The 14,278-nt window shown below is 74.3% G+C and carries 13 protein-coding genes; 11 read left to right on the forward strand and 2 right to left on the reverse strand.

Annotated features, from left to right (window positions below; all coding sequences use genetic code 11):
* The first annotated feature begins 86 nt into the window (after positions 1–86).
* Positions 87–737, forward strand: coding sequence for a TetR/AcrR family transcriptional regulator (locus ACFZAU_RS17780; protein ID WP_500552895.1), 651 nt, complete (start codon positions 87–89; stop codon positions 735–737).
* Positions 734–2,407 (forward strand): acyl-CoA dehydrogenase family protein, encoded by a 1,674-nt coding sequence (locus tag ACFZAU_RS17785; RefSeq protein WP_500552896.1) that lies wholly within the window; start codon positions 734–736, stop codon positions 2,405–2,407. Before ACFZAU_RS17780 ends, ACFZAU_RS17785 begins: the two co-directional genes overlap by 4 nt.
* Before the next feature lie 36 nt (positions 2,408–2,443).
* On the opposite strand, the gene ACFZAU_RS17790 is transcribed toward ACFZAU_RS17785, so the two are convergent.
* Entirely contained in the window at positions 2,444–2,836 is a 393-nt protein-coding gene (locus ACFZAU_RS17790) for a PPOX class F420-dependent oxidoreductase (RefSeq protein WP_500552897.1), read from the reverse strand.
* A gap of 146 nt (positions 2,837–2,982) precedes the next feature.
* Between ACFZAU_RS17790 and ACFZAU_RS17795 the strand changes: the two genes are divergently transcribed.
* Positions 2,983–3,996 carry an alcohol dehydrogenase gene (locus ACFZAU_RS17795; RefSeq protein ID WP_500552899.1) on the forward strand — a complete coding sequence of 338 codons (1,014 nt, stop codon included), beginning with the start codon at positions 2,983–2,985 and terminating at the stop codon, positions 3,994–3,996.
* A 240-nt stretch (positions 3,997–4,236) separates the two neighbouring features.
* Positions 4,237–5,232 carry an extracellular catalytic domain type 1 short-chain-length polyhydroxyalkanoate depolymerase gene (locus ACFZAU_RS17800; RefSeq protein WP_500552900.1) on the forward strand — a complete coding sequence of 332 codons (996 nt, stop codon included), beginning with the start codon at positions 4,237–4,239 and terminating at the stop codon, positions 5,230–5,232.
* A gap of 58 nt (positions 5,233–5,290) precedes the next feature.
* Here the strand turns inward: ACFZAU_RS17800 and ACFZAU_RS17805 are convergent, their stop codons facing one another.
* Positions 5,291–5,833: a DUF1697 domain-containing protein gene (locus tag ACFZAU_RS17805; protein ID WP_500552901.1), complete on the reverse strand. Its 543-nt coding sequence runs from the start codon at positions 5,831–5,833 to the stop codon at positions 5,291–5,293.
* Positions 5,834–5,935: 102 nt separating this feature from the next.
* Here ACFZAU_RS17805 and ACFZAU_RS17810 point away from each other — a divergent pair, with 102 nt between their 5' ends.
* The 7 genes from ACFZAU_RS17810 to ACFZAU_RS17840 all read left to right on the forward strand — a co-directional run bounded on the left by ACFZAU_RS17810 (position 5,936) and on the right by ACFZAU_RS17840 (position 14,252).
* Positions 5,936–7,204 (forward strand): AAA family ATPase, encoded by a 1,269-nt coding sequence (locus tag ACFZAU_RS17810; protein ID WP_500552902.1) that lies wholly within the window; start codon positions 5,936–5,938, stop codon positions 7,202–7,204.
* 10 nt (positions 7,205–7,214) lie between these two features.
* Entirely contained in the window at positions 7,215–7,547 is a 333-nt protein-coding gene (locus ACFZAU_RS17815) for a nucleotide pyrophosphohydrolase (RefSeq protein WP_018563257.1), read from the forward strand.
* A 175-nt stretch (positions 7,548–7,722) separates the two neighbouring features.
* Complete coding sequence (locus ACFZAU_RS17820) at positions 7,723–8,178, forward strand: DUF6099 family protein (protein ID WP_500552903.1); 456 nt, start codon at positions 7,723–7,725, stop codon at positions 8,176–8,178.
* A gap of 118 nt (positions 8,179–8,296) precedes the next feature.
* Positions 8,297–9,220 carry an LLM class F420-dependent oxidoreductase gene (locus ACFZAU_RS17825; RefSeq protein WP_500460244.1) on the forward strand — a complete coding sequence of 308 codons (924 nt, stop codon included), beginning with the start codon at positions 8,297–8,299 and terminating at the stop codon, positions 9,218–9,220.
* 30 nt (positions 9,221–9,250) lie between these two features.
* Positions 9,251–10,213: a homocysteine S-methyltransferase gene (gene mmuM / locus ACFZAU_RS17830; RefSeq protein ID WP_500552904.1), complete on the forward strand. Its 963-nt coding sequence runs from the start codon at positions 9,251–9,253 to the stop codon at positions 10,211–10,213.
* Positions 10,204–11,709 (forward strand): 3' terminal RNA ribose 2'-O-methyltransferase Hen1, encoded by a 1,506-nt coding sequence (locus ACFZAU_RS17835; RefSeq protein ID WP_500552905.1) that lies wholly within the window; start codon positions 10,204–10,206, stop codon positions 11,707–11,709. Before mmuM ends, ACFZAU_RS17835 begins: the two co-directional genes overlap by 10 nt.
* Complete coding sequence (locus ACFZAU_RS17840; RefSeq protein ID WP_500552906.1) at positions 11,706–14,252, forward strand: polynucleotide kinase-phosphatase; 2,547 nt, start codon at positions 11,706–11,708, stop codon at positions 14,250–14,252. The genes ACFZAU_RS17835 and ACFZAU_RS17840 overlap by 4 nt, the downstream gene beginning before the upstream one ends.
* Positions 14,253–14,278 lie beyond the last annotated feature (26 nt).

Genomic DNA, 14,278 nt, shown 5'->3' on the forward strand with positions numbered 1-14,278 from the left:
GTGCCGTCCGGCATCCCGCCCGGCCTCCGAAGCGGGGGGCGGGCAAGGGCTGGCCTGAAGCTCTGAACGGTGCTTCACTTGTTGGCATGGCCTACCGGAAGACGCCTGCGGTGCAGGACCGCCTGGCCGCCGCCAGGGAGCACCTGGTGGCGCGGGCCACGGCCGTCGTCGCCGAGGTGGGCTGGGCGAACGCGTCCGTCACGGCGGTGGCGGCCGCGGCCGGCATGTCGGTGGGCACCGTGTACCAGCACTTCCCCTCCAAGGGCGCGCTCGCGGTCGAGGTGTTCCGCCGGGCCTCGGGCCGTGAGGTCGAGGTGCTCGGGGAGGTGCTGCGCGACGCCGGCGGCGACCCGGTGCGGCGGCTGACCCTGGGCGTCACCGTCTTCGCCCGTCGCGCGATGGAGAACCGGGGGCTGGCCCACGCCCTGCTCGCGGCCCCCGCGGAACCCGCGGTCGGCGCGGAGCGGCTGGACTTCCGGCGCCGCTACCGTGCCGTGTTCGCCGAGGTGGTCCGCGAGGGGATCGCCGCCGGACTGCTGCCCGCCCAGGACCCCGAGGTGACCGCGGCCGCGCTGACCGGGGCCATCGGCGAGGTCCTGGTGGACCCGCTGTCCGTCCCCGCCGACGACGTCGCCGCCGACCACCTCGTCACCGAGCTGGTGGCGGTGTCCCTGCGCTGCGCGGGCGCCGCGCCCGCCGTCCGCATCCCCACGATAACGAAGGGCCCGACGCCATGACCGCGATCGCAGATGCCGCGCCCCGCAGCGACCCCGCCGGTCGCACGCACGAGGTGACCAACCAGGCCCCGCCGCTGGTCGGCCACGACGTCGCCGAAGACGCCGTGCTGCTGGAGGGCCTGCGCCGCGAGGGCGCCGGATGGTACGCCGACGACCTGCACCGCCTGGGCCGGCTGGCCGGTTCCGAGCAGGTGCAGCGCTGGGCGGAGGAGGCCAACCGCTACGAGCCGGTGCTGCGCACCCACGACCGGTACGGCAACCGCGTCGACGAGGTGGACTTCCACCCCTCCTACCACGCGCTCATGGAGGTCGCCCTCACCGAGGGCCTCGCCGGGGCGCCCTGGGCCGACGACCGGCCCGGCGCGCACGTGGCCCGTGCGGCCGGCTTCATGGTGTGGAGCACCGCGGAGGCCGGCCACGGCTGCCCGGTGTCCATGACCTACGCCGTCGTCCCGGCGCTGCGCGCCGCACCCGGCCTGGCGGCGGTCTACGAGCCGCTGCTCACCAGCCGCGTCTACGACCCGGGGCTGCGCGCGCCCGCCGGCAAGCGCGGGCTGCTCGCCGGCATGGGGATGACCGAGAAGCAGGGCGGCACCGATGTGCGGGCCAACACCACCACCGCCACCGAGCGGCCGGACGGCACCTGGCGGCTGCGCGGGCACAAGTGGTTCACCAGCGCGCCCATGAACGACCTGTTCCTCGTGCTGGCCCAGGCCCCCGCGGGGCTGTCCTGCTTCCTGGTGCCCCGGGTCCTGCCGGACGGCAGCCGCAACACCTTCCGCATCCAGCGGCTGAAGGACAAGCTCGGCAACCGCAGCAACGCCAGCAGCGAGCCGGAGTTCGACGACACCGTGGCCTGGCTGGTCGGTGCCGAGGGCCAGGGGGTGCGGACCATCATCGAGATGGTCACCATGACCCGGCTGGACTGCATCCTCGGCTCCGCCTCCGGCACCCGCGCCGCACTCGCCCAGGCGGGCCACCACGTCCGGCACCGCTCGGTGTCCGGGGCGCGGCTGATCGACCAGCCCCTGATGCGCAACGTCATCGCCGACCTCGCCCTGGAGTCCGAGGCCGCCACCACCCTCGCGCTGCGCGTCGCCGGAGCCGCCGACCGGGCCCGGGGCGGGGATGAACGGGAGCGGGCGTTCCTGCGCCTGGCCACCGCCGTCGGCAAGTACTGGGTGTGCAAGCGGCAGCCCGCCGCCGTCGCGGAGGCCCTGGAGTGCCTGGGCGGCAACGGCTACGACGAGGCGTCCGGCATGCCCCGGCTCTACCGCGAGGCTCCCCTGAACGGCATCTGGGAGGGCTCCGGCAACGTCAACGCCCTGGACGTGCTGCGCGCCCTCGCCCGTGAGCCGGAATCGCTGGAGGCCTTCCGCGCCGAAGTGGAGGCCGCCGCGGGCGGCGACGCCCGCCTGGACGACGCCTGGCGCCGGGTACGCGGCGAGCTGGTGCTCACCGAGGACGCCCCGCTGCGCGCCCGCCGCCTGGTCGAGCGCCTGGCGCTGGTCCTGCAGGGCTCGCTGCTCGTCCGTTACGCGCCGCCCGCCGTCGCGGACGCCTTCTGCGCCTCCCGCCTGGCCGGCGACCGGGGCCTGGCCTTCGGCACCCTCCCCGCGGGGACCGACCTGGCCGCGGTCATCGAACGCGTGCCCGGCGCGGCGGGCTGAACGGGCCAGGCGTCCGCGGCCCGCCCGCGGTGCGGGTCAGGCCGTGCCGCTGATGCTCTCGGCCTCGATCACGAACAGCACACGAACCTGGTCACGGCCGCCGTACCAGGGGTAGGGCGCGCCGGTGTACTTGTGCGCGAGCTTCTCGATGTGGTCCTCCGCGCCCTCCGTGACCACCTCGCGCACCCGCCCGCGGACCTGGAAGTAGCGGGAAGGGTCCTCCGGATCGGAGACGGCGACGGCCACCCGCGGGTCCCGTGCGATGTTCCGCGTCTTCACGTGGCCGCGCACGCTGTTGACGAGCACGTGCTCGCCGTCGGTGTCGACCCACGTCTGGGTCAGTTGCGGCGAGCCGTCCGGCATGGCGGTCGCCAGGAAGCACAGGCTCGGGCGGTGCAGGAGGTCGAGCAGGTCGGCGGGCAGTTTCATGATCGTCCCTCGGTCGGCTGGGCGCAGCCTACGCCCCCCGACGACCGGCCCGGCGACCGGTGTCCGGCGCGAGAAAACCCCGCCCCGGGGTCACGATGGGTGGGAAGGGCGCTACGCGCCGCAACCCCTCACACAGCGGACGGGCAATGGACTCCATGCGCGTGGCCCAGGTCTTCGAACCGGGCGGAGAATTCGAGATCGTCGAGCGCGAGCTGCCGGAGCCCGCGCCCGGCCACGTCCGCATCGCGGTGGAGGCCTCGGGCGTCTGCCACAGCGACGCCGGCTTCGTGCACAACGCCTTCCCCCACATCACCTTCCCCCTGGTGGTCGGCCACGAGGTCGCCGGACGCATCGACGCCCTCGGCGAGGGCGTGCGGCACTGGACGGTGGGCGACCGCGTGGAGGTCGGCTGGTTCGGCGGTCACTGCGGGCACTGCCGGCCCTGCCGCGAGGGCGACTTCGTCGACTGCCGGAACCTCCAGGTGCCCGGCTGGGCGTACGAGGGCGGCTACGCCACCCACATGGTCGCCCCCGTCAACGCGCTGGCCCACGTCCCCGACGCGCTGACCGCGGTCGACGCCGCTCCGCTCGGCTGCGCGGGCGTCACCACGTACAACGCCCTCAGGAAGAGCTCCGCCCGGCCCGGTGACCTCGTCGCGGTGATCGGCATCGGCGGTCTCGGGCACCTGGCGGTGCAGTACGCGGCCAAGTCCGGCTACGAGACGGTCGCCATCGCGCGCGGCGCGGACAAGCGGGAGCTGGCACGGAAACTCGGCGCCCACCACTACATCGACAGCTCGGCGAGCGACATCGTCAAGGAGCTGCAGGCACTCGGCGGGGCCAAGGTCGTGCTCGCCACCGCCTCCAATTCGCAGGCCATGGCGGCGGGCGTCGAGGGGCTCCAGACCCGGGGCGAACTGATCGTGGTCGGCATCGCCCCCGATCCCATGCCGATCACGCCGGCGCAGCTGATCCTGACCTCCCGCACCGTCGTCGGCCACCCGTCGGGGACCTCGCGCGACGTCGAGCACACCATGGACTTCAGCGCGCTCGCCGGGATCCGCCCGATGACCGAGACGGTGCCGCTGGAGGAGGTCAACGAGGCCTTCGCCCGCATGATGTCCGGCGCCGCGCGCTTCCGCATGGTGCTCGTCCCCTGAGCCGTGCCGGCGCCGCCGGCCGGGGTGATTCGGTTACCCCCGGCCGCCGTCTGCCCGCCCTGACCGGCGGCGAGGGCGTCCTGGAGCACGCCCTCGACCACTACCGGGAGGTCCGCGGCGAACCCCCGGTGCAGCCCGGGTACCGGCGCGGCTGAGCGGTCCGGGGCACCACGCGCGGCCTCCGCGTTGTGGTGCCCCGGGCCATGTCGCGGGCGTCGCGGCGCTCCTACCGTCCGGCGCATGACCTCACTCAGAGCCGCACTCCAACGGGGCCGCCCGCGTGCCGCCCTGCTCGCCGTCCTCGTGGCGCTCCTCGCCGCGCTCGTCCCCGTCCGACCCGCCCACGCCGCCGGGACGATCGAGGAGGTGACCGGCTTCGGCGGCAACCCGGGCGCGCTGCGGATGTACCGCTACGTCCCCGCCGGGCTGCCGCAGGGCAGGCCCGTCGTCGTCGCCCTCCACGGCTGCACCCAGAACGCCCAGGGATACGGCACCCAGAGCGGCTGGACCGCGCTGGCGGACCGCTGGGGCTTCTCCGTGGTGCTGCCCGGGCAGACCGCGGCCAACAACCTCAGCCAGTGCTTCAACTGGTTCCAGACCGGCGACATCGCGCGCGGCCAGGGCGAGGCCGCCTCCATCCGGCAGATGACCGCCCGCCAGGTCGCCGACACCGGCGCCGATCCGTCGCGGGTGTACGTCACCGGGCTCTCCGCGGGCGGCGCCATGACCGCGGTGATGATGGCGGCCTACCCCGACGTCTACGCCGCGGGCGGCGTGGTCGCCGGCCTGCCGTACGGCTGCGCGCAGGCGGCGGGCTCGCCGTACGTGTGCATGTACGTCGGCGCGACCCAGACGCCCGGGCAGTGGGGCGACCGGGTCGCCGCCGCCTTCCCCGGGTACACGGGCCCGTGGCCGCGGCTGACCGTCTTCCAGGGCACCGCCGACTACACGGTCAAGCCCGTCAACATGGACGACCTCGTACGGCAGTGGACGGACGTGCACGGGACCGACCAGACCGCCGACGCCTCCGACACCGTGGCGGGCTTCCCGCACCGCACGTACAGGGATGCCTCCGGCGCCGCGGTCGTCGAGACGTACAGCATCACGGGCATGGGCCACGGCCAGCCCGTCGACCCGGGCAGCGGGGCGGCCCAGTGCGGCACGGCCGCCGCCTACATGCTGGACGTCAACCTGTGCGCGGCGTACCGGCTCGGGACGGGCTGGGGCCTGGGCTGAGTCCGGCGCGGCGGCGCCGGGCAGCGGTGGTGTCGGGGCGCACGCCGGCCCCGCCCCGTCACTCCGCGGCCATCGCCGCCAGGCGGGTCACGGTGTTCCAGTTGCGGGCGGTGGCCGTCAGCCCCAGGTGCTTCTCCCACAGCGCGTGGGAGAGCCGGGTCTTCTGCACCCCGCCGGGGCAGTGCACGTAGATCTCGCGCTCGCCCGGGCGGAACTCGTCGGGCGCGAAGCCGCCCGGGTCCAGGCCGGCGATCCGGTCGGGCTCGACCGGCCCCGACAGGAAGGTGACCAGGAAGCGCGCGGGGTCGACGCCCGTCATGTCGAAGGGGTTGCGTTCGACGACCCCCGCGAGTCCGGCCGCCTCACGGACGAGGCACGGCACTTTCCGCCCGTCGAACGCGGCGGCGATCCCCGCCTCCAGCGCCTCCGCGAGCTTCCCGGGGTCGTCCTGCTCGTGTTCGAACAGGGCGTTGCCGCTGCGCAGATGGGTGCGCACGGACGTGCCGCCGATCTCCTCCAGCAGCCGGCGCAGGTCCTGCATCGGGAGCATGGTCGTCGGCCCGACGTTGATCCCGCGCAGGAGCGCCACGTATCCGGTCACCCCGCCACATTAACCGTCGCCTCGCCGGGCTTACCCACTTTCGGAGGACCGCCGGCCCGGCGGAACGGTTCGGCACCGCGCGCCGCCGCTACGTTCGCGTCCATGAGCACGAAGCGTGACCGGCCGGTCGTCACCGAACTGCGGCTCTCCGCCTTCAAGTCGCACCGCGGCGCGAGCTTCCCGCTCGGGCCGCTCACCCTGCTGGCGGGGGCGAGCGGCACCGGCAAGTCCAGTGTCCTGGAGGGGCTGGGGCTGCTCGGCCGGCTGGCCGCCGGCGAGGAACTGTCCATGGCGTTCGAGGGCGTACGCGGGGGAGTGGCGGCCTGCGTGCCCCACGCGGCCAAGCCCGACGCGGAGGGCCGCCGGGGCTTCCGCATCGGCTGCACGGTCGACGGCGCGGTCGGTCCCGTCGTACTCGACGTGGCCGTGCAGACCGAACCGGAACTGCGGATCGTCGGCGAGCGGTTGACCGGCGGCGGGGAGACCCTGCTCGCCACCGCGCTGCGCGACCCGGGACGGCGTACGGTCCAGGCGGCCTGGCACACGGCCGGGCTCGTCCCGGTGACCCGGGCCCCGCTGCCCGACGACCGGCTGGCCACCTCCCTGCTGCCGCTGCGCGTGGCGGGCACCACGGAAGGGCAGCGGCTGGTCCTCGCCGCCGCCGAGCAGGTGGTGCTCGCACTGCGCGGGGTGTTCCCCGTCGACCCCCGGCCGCACACGATGCGGGAGCCGGCGCGTGTGGCGGACGGCTTGCTGCGCGGCGGCTGCGACAACCTCTCGGCGGTGCTGCGGCGCACCCAGGGCGAGTGCCGTACGCGGCACGCGGCGCTGGTCGGTGCGCTGCGGGCGGTGTGCAGCCCGCCCGTCGAGGGCCTGACGGTGATCCCCGCCGGAGAGCCGGGGACGGGGGCCTACGCGGAGTCCGTGGTGGCGGCCGTCGACCGGGGGCCGCTGGGGCTGGTGCCGGTGGACCGGCTCGGCGACGGGGAGTTGCGCTTCCTCGCGCTGGCGCTGGTGCTGCTGACCGGTCCCGGGGTGCTGGAGGTGGACACCAGCGGGGAGGTGCCGGACGCCGTGCAGGTCCTCACCGTGCTCGCGGACGGCCTCGACACCGGCCTGGACCGGGCGCAGTCGCGGCAGTTGCTGGCGCTGGCCGCGCTGGTCGCCGAGCGCGGCCACATCAGGCTGCTCGGCACGGTGCACGATTCCGCCGTCGCCGACGGCGCGGAGGGGCTGACCCTGCTGCGCCTGGGGAGCGCCGCGGCCGACCGGGACCGGGTGCCGGCGCAGGGCACCGGCCCGGAGGCGCCGGCCCCCGGGGCCCCGTCGGCCGGGCAGACCCCGCCGCAGCACGCGGCGGCGATGGGGTAGACCTGCGGGTGTGACCGAGGATCTGCACGCGCTGCAGCGCAGGCTGGCCGCCTTCGCGGCCGCACGCCGCTGGGAGCCGTACCACACGCCCAAGAACCTGGCCGTGGCCCTGAGCGTCGAGGCGTCCGAGCTCCTGGAGATCTTCCAGTGGCTCACGCCCGAACAGGCGGCCGGGGTCATGGAGGACCCCGACAGCGCGCACCGGGTGCGGGACGAGGTGGCGGACGTGCTCGCCTACCTGCTGCAGTTCTGCGAAGTGCTCGGTGTGGACGTGCTCGAGGCGCTGTCCGCGAAGATCGACCGCAACGAACTGCGCTTCCCGCTGCCGGGCGCCGGGGACTGACCCACCGCACGCCGGTGGGCCGGGGGTCGTCGCGCAGGCCTCCGCACCCGGTTCACACGGACGGGTGAGCGCGTTGTCCACAGGCGGGAACCGGCCACTTCCCCATCGCGTCACGATCGGTCACTCTGAGTGAGGAACGATCGACGGGGCGAAGACGGGGTGGAGGTGCGTCGTGATGGACGCGGTACGGCTGATCCGGGCCACACGGGAGGCGCTGAGGGGCGGCGGGACCGAACGTGAGCTGATGGCGGAGGCCTGGCAGGTGCAGGCGCTGACGGAGGCCATCGGCAGCCATCTGGCGCTCCACGGGGCGCCCGAGCTGCGCACACCCGGCTTCTCCGTCTGCGAGGCGGGCGGCAGGGCGTGCGGCGCCACGGGACCTCCGGGGGTGCCGGCCGGGCCGCTGCGCGCGTCCCTGCTCACCGGAGTGCGCGAACCGGCCGGGACCTTGCGTGAGCTGCGCGAACTGCTGTCGGAGCTGGGCATGGCCCTGGTCTCGGTGGCCTGCACCGCCGAGAGCGAGACGGAGTACTGGCAGTGCATCGAGGCGGTCGACGCCGCCGACGAGTCCAAGGACCGGGTGGGTGTGCTCCTGCGCGCAGTCGAGGCACGGCAGCGGGAGGGCGCATGAGGACCAAGTCGACGCAACGGAAGCGGAGTTGGCGGATTGCCGCCGCCCCGGGTCCGCGAGGGGGCCACACAGGGCGGCTTGCCGGTCGATCCGGAGCCGGGAGGTGCAGGATGGAGTCATGGATCTTCGAATCTTCACCGAGCCCCAGCAGGGGGCCTCGTACGACACTCTGCTCTCCGTCGCCAAGGCGACCGAGGAGCTCGGGTTTGACGCCTTCTTCCGCTCCGACCACTACCTCAAGATGGGTGACGTCGACGGTGTGCCGGGGCCGACCGACGCGTGGATCACCCTGGCCGGCCTCGCCCGCGAGACCAAGCGGATCCGGCTCGGCACCCTGATGACGGCGGCCACCTTCCGGCTGCCCGGTGTGCTCGCCATCCAGGTCGCGCAGGTGGACCAGATGTCGGGCGGCCGCGTCGAGCTGGGCCTGGGCGCCGGGTGGTACGCGGAGGAGCACGCCGCCTACGGCATCCCCTTCCCGAAGGAGAAGTTCGCCAGGTTCGAGGAGCAGCTCGCCATCGTCACCGGGCTGTGGGGCACCCCGGTGGGGGAGACCTTCGACTTCAAGGGCACGCACTACACGGTCGAGAACTCCCCGGCCCTGCCCAAGCCCGCCCAGGCGAAGGTCCCCGTCCTCATCGGCGGCAGCGGAGCCAGGCGTACCCCGCGCCTCGCCGCCCGCTACGCGGACGAGTTCAACCTGCCGTTCGGCTCGCTGGAGGACACCGCCACGCAGTTCGCCCGTGTGCGGGAGGCCGCCGAGGAGCACGGCCGGGGCAAGGACGAGATCGTCTACTCCAACGCCCTCGTCGCGTGCGTCGGCAAGGACGACGCCGAGGTCGCCCGCAGGGCCGCGGCCATCGGCCGTGAGGTCGACGAGCTCAAGGCCAACGGCCTCGCGGGTTCCCCCGCCGAGGTCGTCGACAAGATCGGCCGCTACGGCGAGCTCGGCGCCACCCGTTTCTACCTGCAGATCCTGGACCTGAGCGACCTCGGGCACCTGGAACTGATCGCCTCCCAGGTCCAGTCGCAGCTCGGCTGAGCCCGGCACACCACACGAGGAGCACCCGCGATGCCCGCACCCGCCCGGCCCCTGGCACAGGCCCTCGCCGAGGGCACCGTCGTCCTCGACGGCGGGCTGTCCAACCAGCTCGCCGACCAGGGCTGCGACCTGGGCGACGCGCTCTGGTCCGCACGGCTGCTCGCCGACGCGCCGGAGCAGATCGAGGCGGCCCACACCGCCTACCTGCGCGCGGGCGCGCGGGTGCTCATCACCGCCAGCTACCAGGCCACCTACGAGGGCTGCGCCGCGCGCGGCATCGGAGGGGAGGAGGCGAACGCCCTGCTGCGGCGCAGCGTCGCCCTCGCCCGTTCCGCCGCCCGCGACCGCGACGACGTGTGGGTGGCGGCCTCCGTCGGACCGTACGGCGCGATGCTCGCGGACGGCAGCGAGTACCGGGGCCGCTACGGGCTGGGCGTCGCGGAACTGGAGCGCTTCCACCGGCCCAGGATCGAGACGCTGGCCGGGGCCGGCCCGGACGTCCTCGCGCTGGAGACCGTGCCGGACACCGACGAGGCGGAGGCGATGCTGAGGATCGTCGAGGGCCTCGGGGTGCCGGTCTGGCTGAGCTACACCGTCGGGGGCGCAGGGACCCGGGCCGGGCAGCCGCTGGAGGAGGCCTTCCGGATCGCGGCGGACACGGAGGCGGTGATCGCCGTCGGCGTGAACTGCTGCGACCCGGCGGACGCCGCCCGCGCCGTGGAGACGGCGGCGGCGACCGTGGACCTGCCCGTGGTCGTCTACCCCAACAGCGGTGAGGCCTGGGACGAACGGGCCCGCGCGTGGCGCGGCGGTCCGGCCTTCGACCCGGCCCTGGCCTCCGCGTGGCAACGGGCCGGTGCCCGGCTCATCGGGGGATGCTGCCGGGTCGGTCCCGCGCAGATATCCGCCCTCGCCCGCTCGCTCGCCGCGGAGCCGGGGAAATCCGCTGTTCGGGGCGGTGGCGGTCAGGCGATACTCAGGCGGTGTTCCTGACGATAACGACCACCGGCAGTGGCGGCGTGCCCGCCACGGACCTCGGCTTCCTGCTGCACAAGCATCCGGACAAGGCCCAGGTCTTCTCGACCTCCTACGGCGACGCCCACGTCTTCTACCCCCTGGCGTCCGAGCAACGGTGCACCGCAGCGCTGCTGCTGGAGGTGGATCCGGTGGCGCTGGTCCGGCGCGGGAAGGGCAAGGGCCGGGGCGGAGCCCCCGACTCGGCGCTCGGCCAGTACGTCAACGACCGGCCGTACGCCGCCTCCTCGCTGCTGGCGGTCGCCCTCCGCACGGTGTTCGCCAGTGCCCTGCGAGGCGCGTGCGACGCGCGTCCCGAGCGTGCGGCGCAGCCCCTGCCGCTGCGGATCGAGATCCCCGCCGTGCCCGCGCGCGGTGGCGCCGCGCTCGTCCACCGGCTCTTCGAGCCGCTGGGCTGGACGGTCGAGGCCGAACCGGTCGCGCTGGACGAGCAGTTCCCCGCCTGGGGCGACTCGCGCTACGTGCGGCTGGCCCTCGAGGGCGAGCTGCGGCTGTCCGCGGCCCTGCGGCACCTGTACGTGCTGCTCCCGGTCCTGGACGACGCCAAGCACTACTGGGTCTCGCCCGACGAGGTCGACAAGCTGCTGCGCATGGGCGACGGATGGCTCGCCGACCACCCGGAGCAGCGGCTGATCACCAGCCGTTACCTGGCCCGCCGCTGGTCGCTGACCCGGCAGGCCATGGAGCGGCTGGAGCTGGCCCGGCTCGCCGAGGCCGACGACAGCGAGGCCGAGGAACTGGACAACGCCGTCGACGAGGAGGTGGACACCGAGGAGAAGCCGCTGCCGCTGGCGGTGCAGCGCCGCGAGGCGATCCTGGCGGAGCTGCGCGGCGCCGGCGCCAACCGGGTCCTCGACCTCGGCTGCGGACAGGGCCAGCTGGTCGGCGCCCTGCTCAAGGACGTCCGCTTCACCGAGGTCCTCGGCGTCGACGTGTCGTCCCGGGCCCTGGGCGAGGCGGCGCGGCGGCTGCGGCTGGACCGCATGGGCGAGCGGCAGTCCTCCCGCGTCCGGCTGGTGCAGGGCTCCCTGACGTACACCGACGCCCGGCTCAAGGGCTGGGACGCCGCGGTGCTCAGCGAGGTCGTCGAGCACCTCGACCTGCCCCGGCTGCCCGCCCTGGAGTACGCCGTCTTCGGCTCGGCACGCCCCGCGACGGTGGTGGTGACCACGCCGAACGTCGAGTACAACGTGCGCTGGGAGACGCTGCCCGCCGGGCACGTGCGGCACGCGGACCACCGCTTCGAGTGGACCCGCGAGGAGTTCCGCTCGTGGGCCGGGCAGGTCGCCGGACGCCACGGCTACGACGTCCGCTTCGTCCCCGTCGGCCCCGACGACCCCGAGGTCGGCCCACCCACCCAGATGGCCGTCTTCACCCTGACCGCCACGGCCATGACATCCACCACGACCACCACGACCACCACCACGACCGCGAAGGAGGTCACGTCCGCATGACCGGCAAGCGCACCCTCCCGGTGACCGACCTGTCCCTCGTCGTCCTGGTCGGCACCACCGGCTCCGGCAAGTCGACGTTCGCCCGGCGCCACTTCAAGCCCACCGAGGTGATCTCCTCGGACTTCTGCCGCGGCCTCGTCAGCGACGACGAGAACGACCAGGCCGCCACCGGTGACGCCTTCGACGTGCTGCACTACATCGCGGGCAAGCGGCTCGCCGCCGGCCGGCTCACCGTCGTCGACGCCACCAGCGTGCAGCAGGAGAGCCGCCGCCAGTTGCTGCGGCTCGCCCGCGAGCACGACGTGCTGCCCATCGCGATCGTCCTCGACGTCCCCGAGCAGGTCTGCATCGAGCGGAACGCCTCCCGTCCCGACCGGGCGCACCTGCTCCGGCACGTCGTGCAGCGCCAGCAGCGCGAGCTGCGCCGCTCGCTGCGGCAGCTGGAGCGCGAGGGCTTCCGCAAGGTGCACATCCTGCGCGGCGCCGAGGAGGTCGACGCGGCCGAGGTCGTGCTGGAGCGCCGCTACAACGACAAGCGCGAGCTCACCGGCCCGTTCGACATCATCGGCGACATCCACGGCTGCAGCTCCGAGCTGGAGACCCTGCTCGGCAAGCTGGGCTACGTCGACGGCGCGCACCCCGAGGGCCGCACCGCCGTCTTCGTCGGCGACCTCGTCGACCGCGGCCCCGACAGCCCCGGCGTGCTGCGCCGCGTCATGGCCATGGTCGCCTCCGGCGACGCCCTGTGCGTGCCCGGCAACCACGAGAACAAGCTGGGCCGCTGGCTCAGGGGCAAGCAGGTCCAGCACACCCACGGCCTCGCCGAGACCATCGAGCAGCTGGAGCAGGAGGACGAGAAAGACCCCGCCTTCCGGGAGCAGGTGCGCGAGTTCATCGGCGGACTCGTCAGCCACTACGTGCTCGACGGCGGCAAGCTGGTCGTCTGCCACGCCGGCCTGCCCGAGAAGTACCACGGCCGCACCTCCGGCCGGGTCCGCTCGCACGCCCTGTACGGCGACACCACCGGCGAGACCGACGAGTTCGGCCTGCCCGTGCGCTACCCGTGGGCCGAGGACTACCGCGGCCGCGCCGCCGTCGTCTACGGCCACACGCCGGTGCCGAGCACCTCGTGGATCAACAACACGATCTGCCTGGACACCGGCGCCGTCTTCGGCGGCCGGCTGACGGCACTGCGCTGGCCCGAGCGCGAGATCGTCGACGTGCCCGCCGAGCGGGTCTGGTACGAGCCGGCCAAGCCGCTGGCGAGCGAGGCCCCCGGCGGCCACGACGGGCGGCCGCTCGACCTCGCCGACGTCAGCGGCCGCCGTGTCGTGGAGACCGCGCACCACGGCCGGGTCGCCGTCCGCGAGGAGAACGCGGCCGCCGCGCTGGAGGTGATGAGCCGCTTCGCGGTCGACCCGAGGCTGCTGATGTACCTGCCGCCGACGATGTCGCCGTGCGCGACCTCGCAGCTGGAGGGCTACCTGGAGCACCCGCACGAGGCGTTCGCCGCCTACCGGGCGGACGGCGTCGGCCAGGTGCTCTGCGAGGAGAAGCACATGGGCTCCCGGGCCGTGGCGCTGGTGTGCCGCGACGCGGAGGCCGCCGGCGAGCGCTTCGGGGTGACCGGCGGCGTGACGGGCTCCCTGCACACCCGCACGGGCCGTCCGTTCTTCGACGACCCGGCCGTCACCGAGCAGGTCCTGGAGCGGCTGCGGGCCTCCGTCACCGCAGCCGGGCTGTGGGACGAGCTCGGCACGGACTGGCTGCTGCTCGACGCCGAGCTGATGCCCTGGTCGCTGAAGGCCTCCGGCCTGCTGCGCAAGCAGTACGCCGCGGTGGGCGCCGCCTCCGGCGCGGTCTTCCCCGGTGCGCTCGCCGCCCTGGAGTCCGCCGTCGCGCGGGGCACCGACGTGGCGGCCCTGCTGGAACGGCAGCGCGGGCGGTCCGCGGACGCGGCCGCCTTCACCGAGGCCTACCGGCGCTACTGCTGGACGACGGAGGGCCTGGACGGAGTGCGTCTGGCGCCCTTCCAGATCCTTGCCGCCCAGGGCCGCAGTCTCGCCGCGCTCCCGCACGACGAGCAGCTGGCGCTGATCGACCGCCTGGTGGCGAACGACCCGACGGGGCTGCTCCAGGAGACCCGCAGGCTGGTGGTCGACACCGGCGACGAGGAGTCGGTGGCGGCCGGCACGCGGTGGTGGCTGGAGATGACGGAGGCCGGCGGCGAGGGCATGGTCGTCAAGCCGCTCGGGGCGCTGGTGCGCACCGAGGACGGCAACCGGCTGGTCCAGCCCGGCGTGAAGTGCCGGGGCCGGGAGTACCTGCGGATCATCTACGGTCCCGAGTACACCCGGCCGGACCAGCTGGTCAGGCTCCGTTCCCGGGCCCTGGGCCACAAGCGCTCCCTCGCGCTGCGCGAGTACGCGCTGGGCCTGGAGGCGCTGGACCGGCTCGCCGGCGGCGAGCCCCTGTGGCGCGTCCACGAGGCGGTCTTCGCCGTCCTGGCCCTGGAGTCCGAGCCGGTGGACCCCCGCCTGTGACGGATGAGGGGCGGGCACCCGGGTGC

The sequence above is a fragment of the Streptomyces sp. NPDC008238 genome (assembly GCF_042956445.1).
Lineage (GTDB): Bacteria > Actinomycetota > Actinomycetes > Streptomycetales > Streptomycetaceae > Actinacidiphila.